Source organism: Streptomyces sp. HPF1205 (genome assembly GCF_020400825.1).
Classification (GTDB): Bacteria; Actinomycetota; Actinomycetes; order Streptomycetales; family Streptomycetaceae; genus Actinacidiphila.
Genome location: NZ_JAINVH010000010.1, coordinates 66,056 through 84,516, shown reverse-complemented (window position 1 = coordinate 84,516; position 18,461 = coordinate 66,056). Strand labels below are relative to the sequence as shown.

Annotated in this window: 17 protein-coding genes; 12 read left to right on the top strand and 5 right to left on the bottom strand. The window is 75.3% G+C overall.

All coding sequences use genetic code 11. The features are described from left to right. Window positions 1-203: 203 nt before the first annotated feature. From K7G61_RS13900 to corA, 4 genes are all read left to right on the top strand, one after another. The gene (locus tag K7G61_RS13900; protein ID WP_225847098.1) at window positions 204-833 is read left to right on the top strand and encodes a 2Fe-2S iron-sulfur cluster-binding protein; all 630 of its coding nucleotides are present in this window, start codon (window positions 204-206) and stop codon (window positions 831-833) included. Then, the gene (locus tag K7G61_RS13895; protein ID WP_225847097.1) at window positions 830-1,825 is read left to right on the top strand and encodes a xanthine dehydrogenase family protein subunit M; all 996 of its coding nucleotides are present in this window, start codon (window positions 830-832) and stop codon (window positions 1,823-1,825) included. Before K7G61_RS13900 ends, K7G61_RS13895 begins: the two co-directional genes overlap by 4 nt. Then, on the top strand, window positions 1,822-3,966 hold the full coding sequence (locus K7G61_RS13890; protein ID WP_225847096.1) for a xanthine dehydrogenase family protein molybdopterin-binding subunit: 2,145 nt from the start codon (window positions 1,822-1,824) through the stop codon (window positions 3,964-3,966). The genes K7G61_RS13895 and K7G61_RS13890 overlap by 4 nt, the downstream gene beginning before the upstream one ends. A gap of 135 nt (window positions 3,967-4,101) precedes the next feature. Further along, the gene (gene corA, locus K7G61_RS13885) at window positions 4,102-5,085 is read left to right on the top strand and encodes a magnesium/cobalt transporter CorA (RefSeq protein WP_225847095.1); all 984 of its coding nucleotides are present in this window, start codon (window positions 4,102-4,104) and stop codon (window positions 5,083-5,085) included. Window positions 5,086-5,106: 21 nt separating this feature from the next. On the opposite strand, the gene K7G61_RS13880 is transcribed toward corA, so the two are convergent. Beyond that, window positions 5,107-7,467 carry a glycoside hydrolase family 65 protein gene (locus tag K7G61_RS13880; RefSeq protein ID WP_225847094.1) on the bottom strand — a complete coding sequence of 787 codons (2,361 nt, stop codon included), beginning with the start codon at window positions 7,465-7,467 and terminating at the stop codon, window positions 5,107-5,109. Further along, window positions 7,464-8,207, bottom strand: a complete 744-nt coding sequence (locus K7G61_RS13875; RefSeq protein ID WP_225847093.1) for an HAD family phosphatase — start codon at window positions 8,205-8,207, stop codon at window positions 7,464-7,466. The genes K7G61_RS13880 and K7G61_RS13875 overlap by 4 nt, the downstream gene beginning before the upstream one ends. 241 nt (window positions 8,208-8,448) lie before the next feature. On the opposite strand from K7G61_RS13875, the gene K7G61_RS13870 reads away from it, so the two are divergent. Beyond that, on the top strand, window positions 8,449-9,759 hold the full coding sequence (locus K7G61_RS13870; RefSeq protein ID WP_225847092.1) for a hydrolase: 1,311 nt from the start codon (window positions 8,449-8,451) through the stop codon (window positions 9,757-9,759). A 100-nt stretch (window positions 9,760-9,859) separates the two neighbouring features. On the opposite strand, the gene K7G61_RS13865 is transcribed toward K7G61_RS13870, so the two are convergent. Beyond that, complete coding sequence (locus tag K7G61_RS13865) at window positions 9,860-10,270, bottom strand: DUF2795 domain-containing protein (RefSeq protein ID WP_225847091.1); 411 nt, start codon at window positions 10,268-10,270, stop codon at window positions 9,860-9,862. Between the two features lie 121 nt (window positions 10,271-10,391). Here K7G61_RS13865 and K7G61_RS13860 point away from each other — a divergent pair, with 121 nt between their 5' ends. From K7G61_RS13860 to K7G61_RS13850, 3 genes are all read left to right on the top strand, one after another. After that, window positions 10,392-11,081 (top strand): HAD family hydrolase, encoded by a 690-nt coding sequence (locus K7G61_RS13860; RefSeq protein ID WP_225847090.1) that lies wholly within the window; start codon window positions 10,392-10,394, stop codon window positions 11,079-11,081. 128 nt (window positions 11,082-11,209) lie between these two features. Then, on the top strand, window positions 11,210-12,799 hold the full coding sequence (locus tag K7G61_RS13855) for a CYTH and CHAD domain-containing protein (protein WP_225847089.1): 1,590 nt from the start codon (window positions 11,210-11,212) through the stop codon (window positions 12,797-12,799). 92 nt (window positions 12,800-12,891) lie between these two features. After that, entirely contained in the window at window positions 12,892-13,209 is a 318-nt protein-coding gene (locus tag K7G61_RS13850) for a hypothetical protein (protein WP_225847088.1), read from the top strand. Window positions 13,210-13,248: 39 nt separating this feature from the next. Here K7G61_RS13850 and K7G61_RS13845 read toward each other — a convergent pair whose 3' ends face one another. Then, on the bottom strand, window positions 13,249-13,785 hold the full coding sequence (locus tag K7G61_RS13845; RefSeq protein ID WP_225847087.1) for an NUDIX hydrolase family protein: 537 nt from the start codon (window positions 13,783-13,785) through the stop codon (window positions 13,249-13,251). Window positions 13,786-13,947: 162 nt separating this feature from the next. On the opposite strand from K7G61_RS13845, the gene K7G61_RS13840 reads away from it, so the two are divergent. From K7G61_RS13840 to K7G61_RS13830, 3 genes are all read left to right on the top strand, one after another. Beyond that, window positions 13,948-14,895 (top strand): alpha/beta fold hydrolase, encoded by a 948-nt coding sequence (locus K7G61_RS13840; protein ID WP_225847086.1) that lies wholly within the window; start codon window positions 13,948-13,950, stop codon window positions 14,893-14,895. A 148-nt stretch (window positions 14,896-15,043) separates the two neighbouring features. Then, window positions 15,044-15,364 (top strand): zinc-ribbon domain-containing protein, encoded by a 321-nt coding sequence (locus tag K7G61_RS13835; protein ID WP_225847085.1) that lies wholly within the window; start codon window positions 15,044-15,046, stop codon window positions 15,362-15,364. A 63-nt stretch (window positions 15,365-15,427) separates the two neighbouring features. After that, window positions 15,428-15,922, top strand: a complete 495-nt coding sequence (locus K7G61_RS13830; RefSeq protein WP_225847084.1) for a peptidylprolyl isomerase — start codon at window positions 15,428-15,430, stop codon at window positions 15,920-15,922. Between the two features lie 177 nt (window positions 15,923-16,099). Here K7G61_RS13830 and K7G61_RS13825 read toward each other — a convergent pair whose 3' ends face one another. Beyond that, the gene (locus K7G61_RS13825; protein WP_225847083.1) at window positions 16,100-17,164 is read right to left on the bottom strand and encodes an NAD(+)/NADH kinase; all 1,065 of its coding nucleotides are present in this window, start codon (window positions 17,162-17,164) and stop codon (window positions 16,100-16,102) included. Window positions 17,165-17,366: 202 nt separating this feature from the next. On the opposite strand from K7G61_RS13825, the gene K7G61_RS13820 reads away from it, so the two are divergent. Further along, the gene (locus K7G61_RS13820) at window positions 17,367-18,173 is read left to right on the top strand and encodes a VOC family protein (RefSeq protein ID WP_225847082.1); all 807 of its coding nucleotides are present in this window, start codon (window positions 17,367-17,369) and stop codon (window positions 18,171-18,173) included. Window positions 18,174-18,461 lie beyond the last annotated feature (288 nt).

Genomic DNA, 18,461 nt, shown 5'->3' with positions numbered 1-18,461 from the left:
GCCCGGGACGGACCGGGGCAAACCGGCACCAGGCGCCGGGAGCGTCACCCGGTCGGCGCCGCCGGGGCGCGGCGGCGGTCGCGGGTGGGGAGCCTGGCAGCAGGACGGCGCGGGGATTGCCCGGCCCGGGCCGGGGCAGCAGGCAGGGAAACGGACCGGGCGGGGGCAGGCACGCGAGAACGACTTTCCGGAAGGGCGCGACCGTGGCAGCGAAAGGCACGAGGGCGGCATCCACTCAGGCGCGGGCACGGTCCGGGGCGCCGCCGAGCGCCGAGCACCGCTCGACCGTCACCCTGCGGGTCAACGGGACGGACCGCACCCTCACCCTGGACCACCGCACCACCGTGCTGGACGCGCTGCGCGAGCACCTGGGTCTGTTCGGCGCCAAGAAGGGCTGCGACCACGGGCAGTGCGGGGCCTGCACGGTCCTGGTCGACGGGCGCCGCGCCAACAGCTGCCTGCTGTTCGCGGTGGCGCAGGACGGCGCCCGCGTCACCACCGTCGAGGGCCTGGCCGAGGGCGGCGCCGACGCCGAGCGGCTGCACCCGATGCAGGAGGCGTTCCTGGACCGCGACGCCCTGCAGTGCGGCTACTGCACGCCCGGCCAGATCTGCTCGGCGATCGGCATGCTCGGCGAACTCGCCGCGGGCCACCCCTCCCACGTCACCGCCCCCGGCGAGCGCCCCGCCCTCACCGAGCCGGAGATCCGCGAGCGGATGAGCGGCAACCTGTGCCGCTGCGGGGCGTACGCCAACATCGTCGACGCCGTGCGGGACGCGGCCCGCGCCACCGCCCACGGCGCATCGGCCGACCGGGACGGAGGCACCCGGTGAGGCCCTTCGCCTACGTGCGCGCCCACAGCCCCGCCGAGGCCGTCGAGGAGTACGCCGCCCACCCCGGCGCCCGCTTCCTGGCGGGCGGCACCAACCTGACGGACCTGATGAAGCTCGGCGTGGAGACCCCGCAGACCCTCATCGACGTGAGCCGGCTGCCGCTGGACCGGGTGGAGACCCTGCCCGGCGGGGCCCTGCGGATCGGCGCCGCCGTGCGCAACAGCGACCTGGCCGCCCACCCCGTCGTACGGGAGCGGTACCCGGCGCTGTCGCAGGCGCTGCTCGCGGGCGCCTCCGGGCAGCTGCGCAACATGGCGACGACGGCCGGCAACCTGATGCAGCGCACCCGGTGCACGTACTTCCAGGATCCGGCCAAGCCCTGCAACAAGCGCCTGCCGGGCTCCGGCTGCCCGGCCGGGGAAGGGGTGCACCGCGATCTGGCGGTGCTCGGCCACAGCGAGCGCTGCGTGGCCACGCACCCGTCCGACATGGCGGTGGCCATGGCCGCGCTGGGGGCGACCGTCCACCTGCTCGGCCCCGAGGGCGAGCGGGCGCTGCCCCTCACCGGCTTCCACCGGCTGCCCGGGGACCGCCCCGAACGCGACACCGAGATCCTTCCCGGCGAGCTGATCACCGCTGTCGAACTCCCGCCGCCCATGGGCGTGTCCGCCTACCGCAAGGCCCGCGACCGCGCGAGCTACGCGTTCGCGCTCGTCTCGGTGGCCGCCGTGCTCGATGTGCGCGACGGGATCGTGCACGACGCCGGCCTCGCCTTCGGCGGCGTCGCCCACCGGCCGTGGCGGGCGGACGCCGCGGAGACCGTCCTGCTGGGCGCGCCCGCCACCCCCGACACGTTCGCCCAGGCCGCCGAGGCCGAACTGGTCCACGCCCGCCCGTTGCGCGACAACGGCTTCAAGGTGCCCCTCGCGCGCAACCTGGCCGTCGACGTCCTGACCGCTCTCGCCGCCCGCGCCACCGGAGCCCCGGCATGAACGAGACCACCGCTCCCGCCGGCACCGACCCCCTCGGCGCCCCCGTCGTGCGCCTCGAAGGCCGCGCCAAGGTAACCGGCACCGCACGCTACGCCGCCGAGCACACCCAGCCCGACCGCGCCTGCGCCCGCCCGGTGGGCGCCACCGTCGCCCGCGGCCGCGTCACCGCCCTGCACCGCGACGAGGCGCTCGCCGTCCCCGGCGTGATCGCCGTGCTCGGGCACGACAACGCCCCCCGGCTGCGCCGCGGTGACGACGCCACCCTCCACCTGCTGCAGGACGACCGCGTCCCGCACCGCGGCTGGTACGTCGCCCTGGTCGTCGCCGAGACGCCCGAAGCGGCCAGGGAAGGCGCCGCGGCCGTGCGCGTGGAGTACGCCGAGGAGCCGCACGACGTGATCCTGACCGCCGACCACCCGGGCCTGTACACGCCGGAGAAGGCCAACGGCGGCCACCCCGCGCTGCGCGAGCACGGCGACTTCCCGGCCGCCTACGAGGCCGCGCAGGTCCGGGTCGACGCCACGTACACCCTCGGCGCCCTGCACAACCACCCGATGGAGCCGCACGCGAGCACCGCCTGGTGGCAGGACGGCCGGCTGACCGCGTACGACTCCAGCCAGGGCTCCACCGCCGTGCGCGACGCGCTCGCGGCACTGTTCGGCCTGCCGGAGGACCGCGTGGCCGTGGTGTCCGAGCACGTCGGCGGCGGCTTCGGCAGCAAGGGCACCCCGCGCCCGCCGGTCGTGCTGGCCGCCCTGGCCGCCCTGCACACCGGCCGGCCGGTCACGTGCGCGCTGCCCCGCCGCCACCTGCCGGCCGTCACCGGCCACCGGGCCCCCACCGTGCAGCGGGTGCGGATCGGCGCCGGGCGCGACGGCCGGATCGGCGCGCTGGCCCACGAGGTCGCCACCCACACCTCGACCGTGCGGGAGTTCGTCGAGCAGGCCGCCGTGCCCTCCCGCGTCATGTACACCTCGCCCAGCAGCCGCACCCTGCACCGGGTCGCCGCGCTCGACGTGCCCAGCCCGTCCTGGATGCGCGCGCCGGGCGAGACCCCCGGCATGTACGCCCTGGAGTCGGCGATGGACGAACTGGCCGTCGCGACCGGCCTCGACCCCGTCGAACTGCGCCTGCGCAACGACCCGGCCGCGGAGCCCGACAGCGGACTGCCGTTCAGCAGCCGCCACCTCGCCGAGTGCCTGCGCGAGGGCGCCGACCGCTTCGGCTGGCAGCCCCGCGACCCGCGGCCGGCCACCCGCAGGCAGGGTGACCTGCTGCTCGGCACGGGCGTGGCCGCCGCGACCTACCCGGTGCTGATTGCACCGTCGCGGGCCACCGCGTTCGCCGCGCCCGACGGCGGCTACGAGGTGCGGGTCAACGCCACCGACATCGGCACCGGCGCCCGTACCGTGCTCGCCCAGATCGCGGCCCACGCGCTGCGCGTCCCGCTGGAGCGGGTCCGGCTCGAACTCGGTGACAGCAGGCTGCCCGCGGCGCCGGTGGCCGGCGGCTCGTCCGGCACCGCCTCCTGGGGCTCGGCGGTGCACAAGGCGTGCTCGCAGCTGTGCGAACGGCTGGAGGAGCACGGCGGCCGGCTGCCTCCCGAGGGCATGAGCGTGACCGCGGACACCGAACAGGAGACGGCGCGGGGCTCGCGATACGCCCGGCACGCCTTCGGCGCGACCTTCGCGGAGGTCGCGGTCGACACCGTCACGGGCGAGGTGCGGCTGCGGCGGCTGCTGGGTGTCTACGCGGCCGGCCGCATCCTCAACCCGCGTACCGCGCGCTCCCAGTTCATCGGCGGCATGACCATGGGCGCCGGGATGGCGCTGTGCGAGGGCAGCACGACGGACCCGCGGTTCGGCGACTTCGCCGAGCCGGACCTGGCCTCGTACCACGTCGCCACGTGCGCCGACGTGCCCGGCGTGGAGGCCTACTGGCTGGACGAGGCCGACGAGCACCTCAACCCCATGGGCGGCAAGGGCGTCGGCGAGATCGGCATCGTCGGCACGGCCGCGGCGGTCGGCAACGCGGTCCACCACGCAACCGGGGTGCGGCTGCGTGAACTCCCGCTCACCCCGGACCGGTTGCTGCCGCGCCTGGAACGCGCGGGCCTGCGCCCGTCCGCCGTCGCGGCCTGAGCGGCGCGGAGGGGAACGGCCTACCGCAGCACGTACCGCAAGCACCGCACGCACCCGCACCGCACCTATCGCACGTACCGCACGCACCCGCCGCCCGGCATGTCACGAGCGGCGCAGGAGGAGGGGGGAAGAGGCATGATCGTGGACTGCGCCGTCTACCGGGACGGCCACCGCGCCGCGACCGCGCGGGACCTGTCCGACGCCCTGGCCCGGGCGCGGGCCCACGAGGACGCGTTCGTCTGGGTCGGGCTGTCCGAGCCCACCGCGGAGGAGTTCGACTCGGTCGCCTCGGAGTTCGCGCTGCACCCGCTGGCCGTCGAGGACGCCCTGCACGCCCACCAGCGGCCCAAGATGGAGGTGTACAGCGGCGCCCTGTTCACCGTCCTGCGCCCGCTGCGCTACGACGACGAGCGGGCCACCGTCACCACGAGCGAGCTGATGGTCTTCATCGGCGACGGCTTCGTCGTGACCGTCCGGTACGGCCACAGCGCCACCGCGGCCGAGGTGCGCCGGCGCATGGAGCAGACACCCGAGGTGCTGCGGCTCGGCCCGGTCGCGGTGCTGTACGCGATCTGCGACAGCGTCGTCGACGCCTACCTGGACATCGCGGCCGACCTCCAGGTCGACCTGGAGGAGTTGGAGGAGCAGGTGTTCGCGCCCGACGGCAGCGGCTCGCCCGGGCTCGCCGGGGTCATCTACGCCTTCAAACGGCAGGTGCTGGAGTTCCGCCGGGCCACCGGCCCGCTCACCGAGCCGCTGGCCCGCCTGGTCAGCGGCCGGGTGCCCCACGTCAACCCCAGCGCCAAGCCCTTCTTCCGCGACGTGGCCGACCACCTCGCGCGCGCCAACGAGGCCGGGGACGGCCTGGATCACCTGCTCGGCGACATCCTCGCCGCCCACCTCACCCAGGTCGGCGTCCGGCAGAACGACGACATGCGCAAGATCTCCGCGTGGGCCGCCATGGCCGCCGTCCCCACCCTGATCGCCGGCATCTACGGCATGAACTTCGACCACATGCCCGAACTGCACCGAACCTGGGGCTACCCCACGGTCGTCGGCGTGATGGCCGCGGCGGTGCTGTGGCTGTACCTGCTGTTCAAGCGGCGGGGGTGGCTGTGAGGGGCGCGGCTCCCCGGCCGCTCAGCTGGGCAGCTGGCGCCGCAGCGGGGCCCGCCCCGGCGGCTGCCGCAGGGGCGGGTGCGAGGGCGGCTCCGGGATCGGCCGGGTGACCGGCGCGTCCGACGTCAGCGTGAAGGGCTTGCCGAAGTGCAGGACCTCCAGCGGCTTGCCGTCGGACAGCGTGTACGTCGCCGAGCCGCGCTTGACCTCCACCCGCAGCCGCCGGCCGCGGAACATCAGGCGGAACGCGATCCGGCTGAGCGCCTCCGGCAGGCGCGGGGCGAAGCGGATGGACTCGCCCCGGAACAGCCGCATCCCGCCCAGCCCGGCCACCAGCGCGGTCCAGGTGCCGGCGAGCGCCGCGATGTGCAGGCCGTCGCGGGCGTTGTTCTCCAGGTCCTCCAGGTCCATCAGCGCCGACTCGGCCAGGTAGTCGTACGCCAGCTCCAGGTGGCCCACCTCGGCGGCGACGATCGACTGACAGTACGCCGACAGCGACGAGTCGCGCACCGTCATCGGCTCGTAGTAGGCGAAGTTGCGGAGCTTCTGCTCGGGGGTGAAGGCGTCGCCCCGCAGGTACATCGCCAGCACCAGGTCGGCCTGCTTGACGACCTGCTTGCGGTACAGGTCGAAGTACGGGTAGTGCAGCATCAGCGGATAGTCGCCGGGGTCGGTGCCGGCGAAGTCCCACACCTGGTGCCGGGTGTATCCCGCGGACTGCTCGTGCACCCCCAGGTCGTGGTCGTACGGGACGGTCATCGCGGCCGCCGCGTCCCGCCAGGCGGCGGTCTCCTCGTCGGTGACGCCCAGCGCGGCCGCGTGCCGCGGATGCCGCTCGGCCGCGTCGGCCGCCGCGGTCAGGTTGGCCTGCGCCATGAGGTTGGTGAACGTGTTGTCGTCGCTGATCGCGCTGTACTCGTCGGGCCCGGTGACGCCGTCGATGTGGAACGCGCCGGCGTGGTCGTGGTGGCCCAGCGAGCGCCACAGCCGGGCGGTCTCCACCAGCAGTTCCAGACCCGTGTCGCGCTCGAAGGCGTCGTCGCCGGTGGCCGCCACGTAGCGCACCACCGCGTCGGCGATGTCGGCGTTGATGTGGAAGGCCGCCGTGCCGGCCGGCCAGTAGCCCGACGCCTCGTCGCCGTTGATGGTCCGCCAGGGGAACGCCGCCCCGGCGAAGCCCAGTTGGCGGGCCCGGTCCTGGGCCGCGGGCAGCATGTTGCGCCGCCAGCGCAGCACCTCGGCGGCCGCCTTGGGCGCGATGAAGGACAGCAGCGGCGCGACGATGGTCTCCGCGTCCCAGAAGGTGTGGCCGTCGTAGCCGGAACCCGTCAGCCCCTTGGCGGGGATCGCCCGCTCCTCCGCGCGGGCACCGGTCTGCAGCACGTGGAACAGGCCGAACCGCACCGCCTGCTGGATCTCGGTGTCGCCGTCCACCTCGACGTCGGCCCGCTCCCAGAAGTCGTCGAGGTACTCGCGCTGCTGGTCCAGCAGACCGGTCCACCCCGTGTCGCGGGCGCCGACCAGTGCCGCGTCGGCCTGGTCGCGCAGCGCCGGCAGCGAGCGCGTCGCCGACCAGCCGTAGGCGACGAACTTCTCCAGCCGCAGCCGCTGCCCCAGCTCCAGCACCGAGGTCACCGTCAGCCGGCTGACGTCCTCGCTGGACTCCGCCGACACCTGGGTGGTCCCGATGGGGCCCGCCACGCGGTGGTCGGCCGCCGCCGCCAGCCGCAGCGCGCTGCGGGTCGTGGAGTGGATCAGCCGCAGCCTGGTGCCCTCGGCGAACCGCTCCTCCGGCCGCAGCGGCGACTCCAGCGCGGCGGCCACCCGGGGGTCGCCGGCGATGCGCGGCACCTCCTCGTTGGCGGCCAGCTCCGACTGCACCACCACCCGCACCTGGCTGTCCAGCGGCTCCACCTCGTAGGCGATGGCGGCCACCGCGCGCTGCCGGAACGACACCATGCGGGTGGAGCGCACCCGTACCGCCCGCCCGGCCGGCGAGACCCACTCGCAGGTGCGCCGCAGCACCCCCGCGCGCAGGTCCAGCTCCCGCTCGTGCGAGCGGACCGTGCCGTAGCGCAGGTCGAACGGCTCGTCGTCGACCAGCAGCCGGATCAGCTTGCCGTTGGTGACGTTGATGACCGTCTGGCCGGACTCCGGGTAGCCGTAGCCGGCTTCGGCGTACGGCAGCGGGTGCAGCTCGTACAGGCCGTTGAGGTACGAGCCGGGCAGTCCGTTGGGCTCGCCCTCGTCGAGGTTGCCGCGCCAGCCGATGTGGCCGTTGGACAGCGCGAAGATCGACTCGCTCTGCGGCAGCACGTCCAGGTTCAGTTCGCGCTCGCGCAGCGTCCAGGGGGTGACGGTGAACGCCGGGTCGGTGATCACGGCGTCACCCCGATCAGGTCGGCCAGGTCGGTGACCACCGTGTCGGCCCCGTGCCTGCGCAGTTCCTCGGCCTGTCCCACCCGGTCGACGCCGACGACGTAGCCGAACCGCCCGGCCCGGCCCGCGTCCATGCCGACCAGCGCGTCCTCGAACACCGCGGCCTGTTCCGGGGCGAGCCCGAGGTCGTGCGCGGCCTCCAGGAAGGTGTCCGGCTGCGGCTTGCCGCGCAGACCCCGGTCCAGGGCCGTCAGTCCGTCGATCCTGGTGTCGATCAGGTTCTCGATCCCGGCGGAGACCAGGACGTCGTGCGCGTTCGCGCTGGAGGAGACGCAGGCGGTACGCAGGCCGGCGTCGCGTACCGCCTCCAGGTACCGCACCGAGCCGGGGTAGGGCCGCACCCCCTCGGTCCTGATCTTCGCCACCACGAGGGCGTTCTTGCGGTTGCCCAGGCCGTGCACCGTGTTGCGGTCCGGCGGGTCGTCCTCCTCGCCCTCGGGCAGCTCGATGTCCCGCGAGGCCAGGAAGGTGCGCACTCCGTCCGCCCGCGGGCGGCCGTCCACGTACCGGTCGTAGTCCTCCACCGGGTCGAACGGGCGGAAGTCCGCGCCCTGCAGCTTGCGCAGGAACTCGTCGAACGTCTCCTTCCAGGCCGCGGAGTGCACCAGCGCGGTGGGCGTCAGCACCCCGTCGAGGTCGAAAAGGCAGGCACGCACTCCCGAGGGCAGGCCGATCTCCGTCATGTCGCAGCTTGTGCCCGGCCCGCCCCGCCCGCATGCCGGTCCCGGGGCAAGTCCGCCCGAACGCCCGATCGGCCCAATCCGCGACAGGCGGGACGGGCGGGACGGCGCCCACGGGTTTTCCCCAGGACCGGCACACCGGCCAGCCGGATGGGACGGGGCGCGGCCGGCGCAGAGGCTGGTAGCCGGAACATCCGAGCGTCCGCACCGCGTCCTCGACGTCCGTCCACCCCAAGGAGCAACCGTGCCCACTCGCAGGGTCGTCCTCACCTCGGCCGCGGCGGCCGCCGCCTCCGCCGTCACGGCCGCGGTACCCGCGCGGGCCCTCGCGGCGCGCCCGTCGCCCGCGTCTCCGTCGCCCTCCTCCGCGGCACCTTCGGCCGGGCGCGAGGGCGCTCCCGGCCGGGTGCGTGTGCGGCTGCCCGCGCCCGGCGGCCCGTACCCCGTGGGCACGGTGGCGCTGCGGCTGGTGGACACCGCGCGGCCGGATCCATGGGTGGCGGGGGAGCGCCGGCGCGAGCTGATGGTGAGCGTGCGGTACCCGGCCCTGGAGGCCGGCCGCCACCGGCTCGCCCCGCAGATGCTGCCCGGCGAGGCCGCCGGGTTCGACGCGCTCAACAACCTCTCCGGCATCCCCGCCGGCCGCGTCGACTGGGCCGCCACCCGTACGCACGCGCACCTGGGCGCGCCCCCTGCACCGGGCCCGCACCCGGTCGTGCTCTACTCGCCCGGCGCGGGCGACCCGCGCTCGTGGAACGCGACCCTCGTCGACGACCTGGCCTCGCGCGGCTACACGGTGGTCACCGTCGACCACACCTATGACGCGACGGCCGTCGAGTTCCCGGACGGACGGGTCGCGCACACCGTGCTGCCCGAGGAGTACGCGCGAGCCGTGCCCGACCCCGAGCACCCCGACCCGGTGAAGGTCGCGGCGCTGCTGAAGAAGACGATGGACGTGCGCGTCGCCGACACGCGGTTCGTCCTGGACGCGCTGCCGGACGCCCTGCCGCCGCGGCTGCGCGCGGCCGCCGACTTCGGCCGCACCGGCATGTTCGGCCACTCCGCGGGCGGGTTCACCGCGTTGCAGGCCATGCACGACGACCCCCGCCTCGCGGCGGGCGCGAACTTCGACGGCGTGCTCGCGTACGTGCAGAACGACCCCGACCGCGGCTACCTCTCCCCGGTCGCGGCCGACGGCCTGGACCGGCCCTTCCTGCTGGTCGGCAAGGACGGCAACACCCGCGGCACCGTGCCCTCCTGGGACGCGCTGTGGCGGCGCAGCCGCCCGGGCCTTCGGTCGGGTGTGACGCTGCGCGGCGCGGAGCACGGCACGTTCACCGACGCCGAGCCGCTGGTGCCGCAGATCGCCCGGCTGCTGGGGCTGCCGGCGGCGACGGTCCGCGGCAACACCGGGACGATCGGCGTGCGGCGCGCCGTTACCGCCGAACGCGCGCTCCTGGCCGCCTTCTTCGACCGGTGGCTGCGCGGCGGCGCGGGCCGCGGCCCCCACGACGGCGGCCTTCCGCGGCTGCCGGGCGTGCGCCCGTTCCGCTGAGCGCGGGCCGCGCTGCCTCGCCCGCCCGGTCCGGCCGCCACCGGCGCCGGGACCGGGCCGCGGGTTCGCGGGGCCGGGCGCGGCCGGCTCCCGCCGCGGTTCAGTCCCTGCGGTCCTCGACCCCGTAGCCCAGGGCCCTGACCACCGCCTGGACGTTGGGGTACTTCTCGTCCGGCGGGAGGGCGGTCACCCGCTCCACGAGCGCGTCGGGGGCCTGATGGCGGTGGAGGGAGCCGAGAAGACCGGAACGGCGGGCCGGGAAGACGCTGCGGTCGAGATGCCTCGCCAGTTCGCTGCGTACCGTCACGCCCTCGGGGGTCATCCCCGAGGGGGTGCCGGCGCCCGGTACCGTACGGGCGACCTCGGCGAGCGGCTGGTCCTCGCCGGAGGGCTGCGGCTCGTACGCCTCCTCCGAGCGCACCGCCCGGTTCGCCTTCAGCTCGCCCTGCATCTCCCGCTTGAGCTCGTCGTCCCGGGCGAAGCCCGTCTTGTTGGTTCCCTGGTCCGTCATGGGCTGCTGCCTCCCGTGTGGTGCTTTGGGGTGTCCTGCGGCTACCCGGACCCCCCGCCCCGAAACGGAGTACGCGGCGGCTCCCCGGGTACCCGCACAGCACTCGATCAGGGAGGTTCCGGTGAACGCGCGCACGAAGGACGCGGCGGTGCTGTTCGACGTCGACGGCACGTTGATGGACACCGTCCACCTGCACACCGTGGCCTGGTGGGAGGCGCTGCGCCAGCGCGGGCACATCGTCCCGACCGCAGTGGTGCACCGCAGCATCGGCATGGGCAGCGACCACCTCCTCGACCGGCTGCTCGGCGAGGACCGCGACCGCGGCGCCGACGGGGCGCTGAGCGCGGCCCACGACGCGCTGTACGCCCAGTACTGGTCCCGCCTCGCGCCCCTCGAAGGCGCGGCGGACCTGCTGCGGGCCTGCGCGAAACGCGGCTGGCGGATCGTCCTGGCCAGCTCCGCCAAGGACGAGGAACTGCGGGTGATGCGCGCCGCCCTGGGCGCCGACGACGTGATCGACGCGGCGACCACCGCCGACGACGTGGAGGCCAGTAAGCCCTCGCCCGATCTGGTCGGCCGGGCGCTGGAGCGCGCGGGGGTGCCCGCGGCCCGCGCGGTGTTCGTCGGCGACACGGTCTGGGACGCCGAGGCCGCCGGCCGGGCCGGTGTGCGGTGCGTCGGCCTGCTCACCGGCGGATGGGCACGCGAGGAACTGGCCCGCGCGGGCATGACCGGGATCTACGAAGGACCGGCCGACCTCCTGGCCCGCCTGGACGGCAGCGTGCTGCGCGGGCCGGACGCGCTCGGCTGAGCCGCCCGGGGCCGTCCGCCCGTACCGCCGCCACCCGCGCCCGGGGCCGCCCGGCCGCCCGTAGCGTCCCGCGCACACAGGGTCGCGGACCGGGCATGACCGGCCCCGGGGCGGGCAGCCGGACCGGTATGACCACCACCCACATCGAACAGGAAGCGACATTCGAAGGACCCGGCGTCCTCGACCCCGCCCTGCTGCGACGGGTACCCGGTGTGGCGCGGGTGCGGGCCGAGGAGCCCGAGGAACTGGACGCCGTCTACTACGACACGGCGGACCTGCGGCTGCTGGCGCACGGCATCACCCTGCGCCGGCGCGGCGGAGGCCACGACGAGGGCTGGCACCTGAAGCTCCCCGGCGCCGGCGGCGAGCGCCTGGAGCTCCACGTGCCGCCGGGCGGGACCCGGCCCGCGGGGGTGCCCGCGGAGCTGTACCGCGGGGTCGCGGCGTACGCCCGCGGCGCCGAGCTGACGCCGGTCGCGCACGTGCGCACCCACCGCACCCGCCACAGCATGCTGGACGAGCGTGGCCGCCGGCTCGCGGAGGTCGCCCAGGACGAGGTCGACGCGCAGATCCTGGGTACCGAACGGCTGCGGCCCGGCCGCCCCGCCCCCGAGGGCGCGCCCGTCCGGTCCGGCGGCACCAGCACCCGGCTCAGCCACTGGTCAGAGGTGGAGATCGAGACGGACGCCGGCGACGCGAAGCTGCTGCGCGCCGCCGCCCGCGAGCTGCGGGCGGCCGGCTGGCGGCCGTCACCGCATCCGCGCAAGCTCGGCCACGCGCTCGCGCCCGTGCTGCCCCCCGACTTCGGTCCCGTGCCGCCGGTGAACGCCTGGGGCCGCGGCTCGGCGGGCGAGGCCGTCGCGACCAGGCTCCGGGACCAGGTGAGGGTCCTGCTGTCGCTGGACGCGGCGGTGCGCGCCGACGAGCCCGACGCCGTGCACCGGATGCGTTCCACCGCGCGCCGCCTGCGCAGCCTGCTGCGCGGCCACCGGCGCCTCCTGGACCGCGGCCGCACCGAGCCGGTCGCCGCCGAGCTGCGCCGGCTGACCCGCGCGCTGGGCCCCGCGCGCGACCACGAGGTGCTCGCGGAACGCCTGTACGACCAGGGACGCGCCCTGCGCGGCCCCGCCGACCCCGGCTTCGCCGCACTCCTGCGCGACGAGGAGCGCGCCCGGCACGCGGAGGGCCGGCGGGCCGCGGTCGCGGCCCTGGACAGCCGGCGCTTCGCCGCGCTGCTCGACGCCCTGGAGGACCTGGTGAACAACCCGCCGCTGCGCGAGGGCAGGGCCCGCAAGCCGGCCGCCGAGCACCTGAGCAAGGCCGCGGCCGGGGACCGTCGGCGGCTGAAGCGGCGGATGGCCGCCGTGCGGCGGGCCGAGCCGGGCCCCGAGCGGGACCGGGCGCTGCACAGCGCCCGCAAGGCCGCCAGACGCGCCCGCCACACCGCCGAGACCGCCGAACCCTACGGGGGCAAGCGCGCTAAGCGGCTGCGCAAGCGCACCAAGGCACTGCAGGGACTGCTGGGCGAACACCAGGACGCCGTGGTGGCCCGCGCCGAACTGCTGGACCTGGCGGCCCGGGCCCGGGCCGCCGGCCAGGACACGTACGCCCACGGCCGCCTGCACGCACTGCAGGACCGGCTCGCCCTCGAAGCGCGCGCCGCCCTCCCGGCCGCCTGGCGCAGGGCCCGCAAGCGGAAACTCGTCCGGTTCGCCTGACGGCGTTTCGCGACCGGCGCGGGGCCCGCCGCCGGGGCCCGTACCCGGCCCGACCGGGTTTTCCCGGCCCACAGCGGGAAGGCGTTCCCCTCATGAGTACCTATGTCGTCACCGTGCCGGGCACCTTCCTCGAAGAGCCGACCGAGCAGGCCCGCGAGGCGCTCCTGCGGGCGCTGCGGCCGGCCGACCCGCAGGGCACCGACCTCGGCGAGGCCGAGGACCTGGACATCCTCACGGTCTACGGCGGCACGAACGCCTTCAGCCTGCGCCTGGAGGTCGCCGCCGACACGGCGCCGGCCGCCGAGGAGGCGGCCCGCGAACTGGCGGCCTCCGCCCTGCGCACCGCCGGCCTGAGCCCGGAGCAGGCCCCGCTGGGCGACCCCGTCATCACCGGACTCGACAAGCGGTGACCGCCCCCGGCCCGCACCGGTCCCGGCCGGTACGCGCGCTCAGGTCAGGCAGCCCACGTGCGCCAGGGCCTGCTTGAGCAGCACTCCCTGCCCGCCGGGCATCTCCTGCTGCAACTGCGGCGACGACGCCTCGTGAGGGGTGAGCCAGACCAGGTCGAGGGCGTCCTGCCGCGGGCGGCAGTCACCCGCCACCGGGACCACGTAGGCGAGGGACACGGCGTGCTGCCGGGGGTCGTGGTACGGCGTGATGCCCTTGGTCGGGAAGTACTCGGCGACCGTGAACGGCTGCAGCGAGGCCGGTACCCGGGGCAGCGCGACCGGGCCCAGGTCCTTCTCCAGGTGCCGCAGCAGCGCGTCGCGGACCCGCTCGTGATGCAGGACGCGGCCGGAGACCAGGGTACGGCTGACCGTCCCGTCCGGCCCGATGCGCAGCAGGAGGCCGACGTGGGTGACCTCCCCGCTGTCGTCCACCCGTACGGGCACGGCGTCGACGTAGAGGATCGGCATGCGGGCGCGCGTCGACTCCAGCTCGTCGCGGGAGAGCCAGCCGGGCGTGGTTTCGGTCGTGTCAGCCATTGGCCGATCGTACGTTGGGCGCCGCCGGCCCGAGCACCCGCTCGCCCGCACGCCACGACGCACGGCGGCCGAATGTTCGCAACCGCCGCTGCGCGCCGCCGCCGCGGCGCTGTGGTAGGCATGACGGGTCGTTTCGCGCCGCATGTTCTGGAGCACCCCTGTATGACTATCAGTGAGGCCTTGGTCGGTTTGCGGACCGATTCGGACGGCCCGGGCCCGGTGGCCGTCGAGGAACGCCGGCTGTCGCACGGCGGCTTCGGCTACGTGTGCCGAACGGCGAGCCGCGGGGCCCGCGCCACCGAGCCGTTCGTCCTGCTCGGCGGTTCCTCCCAGGACCGCTTCTCCTGGGTGCGCCACGAACCCGCCCTGCTGGGGCTCGGCCCGGTGACGACCGTGGACCTGCCCGGTTACGGTGACGCGGACTTCCTGCCCGCCCGGTACGGCATCGACTTCCTGGCCGACGCCGTCCGCGGCATGCTCGACGACCTCGGTCTGGAACGGGTGAACCTGCTCGGCGCGTGCTTCGGCGGCGCGGTGGGCCTGCGGTTCGCCCAGCGCCACCCCGACCGGGTCCGGCGGCTGCTCCTGGTCGGGATGACGGTGGCCATCCCGGACGACTACGCCGACCGCGTACCGCACTGGACGCGGCTGCTGGACGAGGGCCGCACCGGCGAACTGGCGCGGGACCTCGTGGACCGCTTCATGTCGCCGCCCGGCACCGGCCCGGTGCGCAGGCACGCGGCCGTGTCCCGGCTGCTGTACCGGCAGTTCGTGGAACGCGGTCCCGACCGGCTCAGGATGGACGTCGAGCACAACACCCGGCTGATGAGCCACGACTGGTACGTTCCCGCCCCCGTGCCGCCGGTGCCCGCCCTCGTCCTGACCGGCGAGCACGACACCCTGACGCCGCCGCACATGGGACTGCAGACCGCGCGCCGCCTCGGCGGCGCGTGGTTCACCACCGTGAAGGAGGCGGACCACCTCGTCCCCGTGGAGCGCAGCGACGAACTCAGCGACCTGATCGCCCGGTTCTGCGCCGACCGCTCCATCCGCGACCTGCCGTACTGCAATCCGGCCCGGTTCGTGCCCGCCGCCTCGTCCGCCAACTGACGGACCGCCGCAACCGCGGGACCGCGTGGAACCGCCCGGCACCGTGCGGGGCGGCCCGGCGGCGGCGGTCGGCGGCGGGTACGGCAGACTCTTCCTCCACGGCGGCGGCCACAGGGGCGGCACGCGACACGAGGGGGACGACTTTTCCGTGATCATCTTTGGAACCCGCAGCTACCTGCAACGGCTGGCCATGATCACCCTGCTCTGCGCGGTGTGCGGCAACCCGGCCGCGCACACGCTCAGGAAGCGCGTGGTCAAGTTCACGCTGTTCTTCGTGCCGTTGTTCCCGATCAGCACGAAGTACTCGACGCAGTGCACCTTCTGCGGCGCCGAGCACGCCCTGCCCAAGGAGCAGGCGGAGCAGCTGCGGGCACAGGGCGCGGTCCAGCCGCCGGCGCAGCCGCAGCAGGGCGCGCCCGCTCCCCAGGGACACGGCCAGGGCGGGCAGCACAGCCCTTACCAGAACTGAGGCCGCGGCCCGCGCGGGGGGCCGCGCGCGGCGGGCGAGGGCCGGGAGTGTCAGGATGGGCCCATGGACAATGTGTACTTCGACATCACCATCGACGGCGAAGCGGCCGGGCGGATCGTCTTCCGCCTGTTCGACGACGTGGTCCCGAAGACGGCGCAGAACTTCCGCGAGCTGGCCACCGGGCAGCACGGCTTCGGTTACGAGGGCTCGGCCTTCCACCGGGTCATCCCGGGCTTCATGCTGCAGGGCGGCGACTTCACCAGCGGGGACGGCCGCGGCGGCAAGAGCATCTACGGGGCGAAATTCGCCGACGAGAACTTCCAGCTGGGGCATGACCGCCCGTACCTGCTCTCGATGGCCAACGCGGGGCCGAACACCAACGGCTCCCAGTTCTTCGTCACCACCGCGGTGACCGACTGGCTCAACGGCAAGCACGTGGTGTTCGGCGAGGTCGTCGAGGGCAAGGACGTGGTCGACAAGATCGAGGGCAAGGGGTCGCGCAGCGGCGCCGTCAGCGCGAAGGTCGTCATCGCCGGTTCCGGCACGGTTCCCGCCTGAGCGGTTCCGCCCGCCCGCAGGCGGCTGTGCGTTCCACCGGCCGGTGGAACGCACAGCCGCCTCTTCCTTTCCGGCCGCCCGCCCTTCCTGCGGCCTTTCCGTCGCCCGCCGCCCTTGTGTCGCCCGCCGCCCTTGTGCCGCCCGCGCTCCGGCCCCACCCGCCGCCTTTGCGTCGCCTCAGACGTCCCCGGCCGGCGGCGGCGGAAGGTGCAGGTGCGCGAGATCGGCGGGAACGGGAGTGGTCGGCCGGAAGAAGGGCGCGGACGCGTCCTGGCCGGCGGCCGGCGCGTCGGTCAGCCGCATCCGGTCGCGCAGCCGGCCGTAGAAGTCGGGTGGCCGCAGCCGTACCAGCCGCAGCGGGCGCCGCGCGGCGAAGACGCCGACCCAGTCGCCCGGGCCCAGCACGCCCCGCAACTGCCCGTCCACGCTGATCGCGGCCTGGCCGGAATGCGGCAGGATACGCAGCGCGACCGGTTCGTCGGCGCCCGTCACCACCGAGCGGTTGAAGGTCATGTGCGGCGCGACCGGGGTGAACACCAGTGCCCGCATCCGCGGCGACAGGATCGGCCCGCCGGCCGCGAAGCTGTACGCGGTCGAGCCGGTGGGCGTGGCGACCACGACCCCGTCGGAGGAGTACGAGGCCAGCAGCCGGCCCGAGATGTACACGCCGAGCGCGACCTGCCGGTCCCGGGCCAGCTTCTCCAGCACGATGTCGTTGAGCGCCGTCACGTCCAGGGCCACGCCCCAGCCGTCGTCCTCCGCCACCTCCGGGCGCGCGGGCGGCGGCGGCAGCGCGGGCCCCCGCCCGTACCGCAGCAGCGTCTCCATCCCGGCCGGCATCTCCGGTGTGCGCGAGGCCCGCATGGTGAGCGTCATCCGCTCCTCGCAGCCGGCCCGGCCCGCGTGCACGGCCTCCAGCGCCCGCTCCACGTCCGGTACGCAGATCTCGGTGAGGAACCCCACCCGCCCGAGGTCCACGCCCAGCACCTGGATGTCCTCCTTCGCCGCGATCCGCGCCCCGCGCAGGAAGGTGCCGTCCCCGCCGAGCGTGACGATCAGGTCCAGCCGGCCGGCCGCCGCCACCTCCGCCTGCCCGCTGCGGCGCGTGCCCGGCGTGCCCCAGACGTCGATGTCCACGCACGAGATGCCGCGCCGCGCGCACCACTCCCGCACCGTCCGCGCGCCGGCCACGGCCGCCGGACGGCCCTCGTGCACCACCAGCCCCAAGCGGCTGATCGGCATCGGCCTCACCTCCGTGGCACCCCCCGCCCCGCGCGGGCGGTCACCCGCCAGTCCCCACCGTACGCAACGCCCCGCCGTCCCGCGCGGGCCCGCGCGCGCCCGGTGGCGGGTGCCGTACGTGCATGATCGACTGGAAGCCGGGAAGATGAGCAGGCACACGGCCGTGACGTGCGGTCGGACGAGGGATGGGACGGGGCAGGACATGACCGAGGCACAGCCGGCGAACGCCCCGGTGAGCGGGGGCGGCGACCCCGCGCGGGGAGCGCCGTGCTGGGTGAGCCTGGCCGCCCGTGACCTGGAGGAGCCGGAGAAGTTCTACGGCACGGTGCTCGGCTGGACGTTCCGGGCCACGTCGCTGGGGGAGCGGTTCGCGGTCGCGCTCAGTGACGGCAAACCGGTGGCCGGGATCGGCGCGGTCGCCTCCGACCTGCAGGTCGCCGTGGCCTGGACGCCGTACTTCGCGGTCGCGCAGGCCGACGAGGCCGCTGCCCGGATCAGGGAGCGGTCCGCCACGGTGGCGCTGGGCCCGATGGCGTTCGCCGTCTCGGGCCGCGCGCTGCTGGCCGCGGACCGGGACGGCGCCGTGTTCGGCGTGTGGGACGGCCGGATGCCCGGCGGCTGGCAGACCTGGCGGGACGAGGGTCCCGTGGTGGTGCGGCTGCGCACCCGCGACGCCTTCGAGGCGGCGATCTTCTACGGCGGCGTCCTGGAGTGGGACCGCCACGACAGCCCCGACGCCGTGACGGTGGCCTACGAGCACGACGAGGTCGTCGTGCGCAGCCGCGGCAGCGTGGTGGCCCGGCTGAGCTCGGGCGCGGTGGGCGCGGCGCCCGACCCGAACCTGCGCCCGCACTGGAGCGTGCAGTTCCGGGTCACGGACGTCGACGCCTGCGTGGCGAGCACACGGGACCTGGGCGGGAGCGTGGTCGACCGCGGCGGGAACGGCGGCGAGCAGTACGCGGAGCTGCGCGACCCGGACGGCGCCCGGTTCACGGTGCTCAGCCGCTGACCACCGGTTCGCCGCGGTCCCCGGCGGAACGGCGGCAGGCCGCGCGCGCCCTGCCGGGGGAGCGGCGCCGTACCCGATGCGGCGTCGGCGGCGCCGTCGGACCCCGACGCTCCCGAAGGTGACGGTGACGTAGCCGGTACGCGCGGTGGCGCTGGTCGGCACGGGGACGAAGGCGACCTTGCCGGTGCCGGTGCCGTAGGGGCGAACTGTGCGGGAGCTCCGGCATGGTAGCCCTCCGCCGCCGGGCCGGCACCGTCCGGAACCGGCCGCGCCGGACCCGCCACCCGG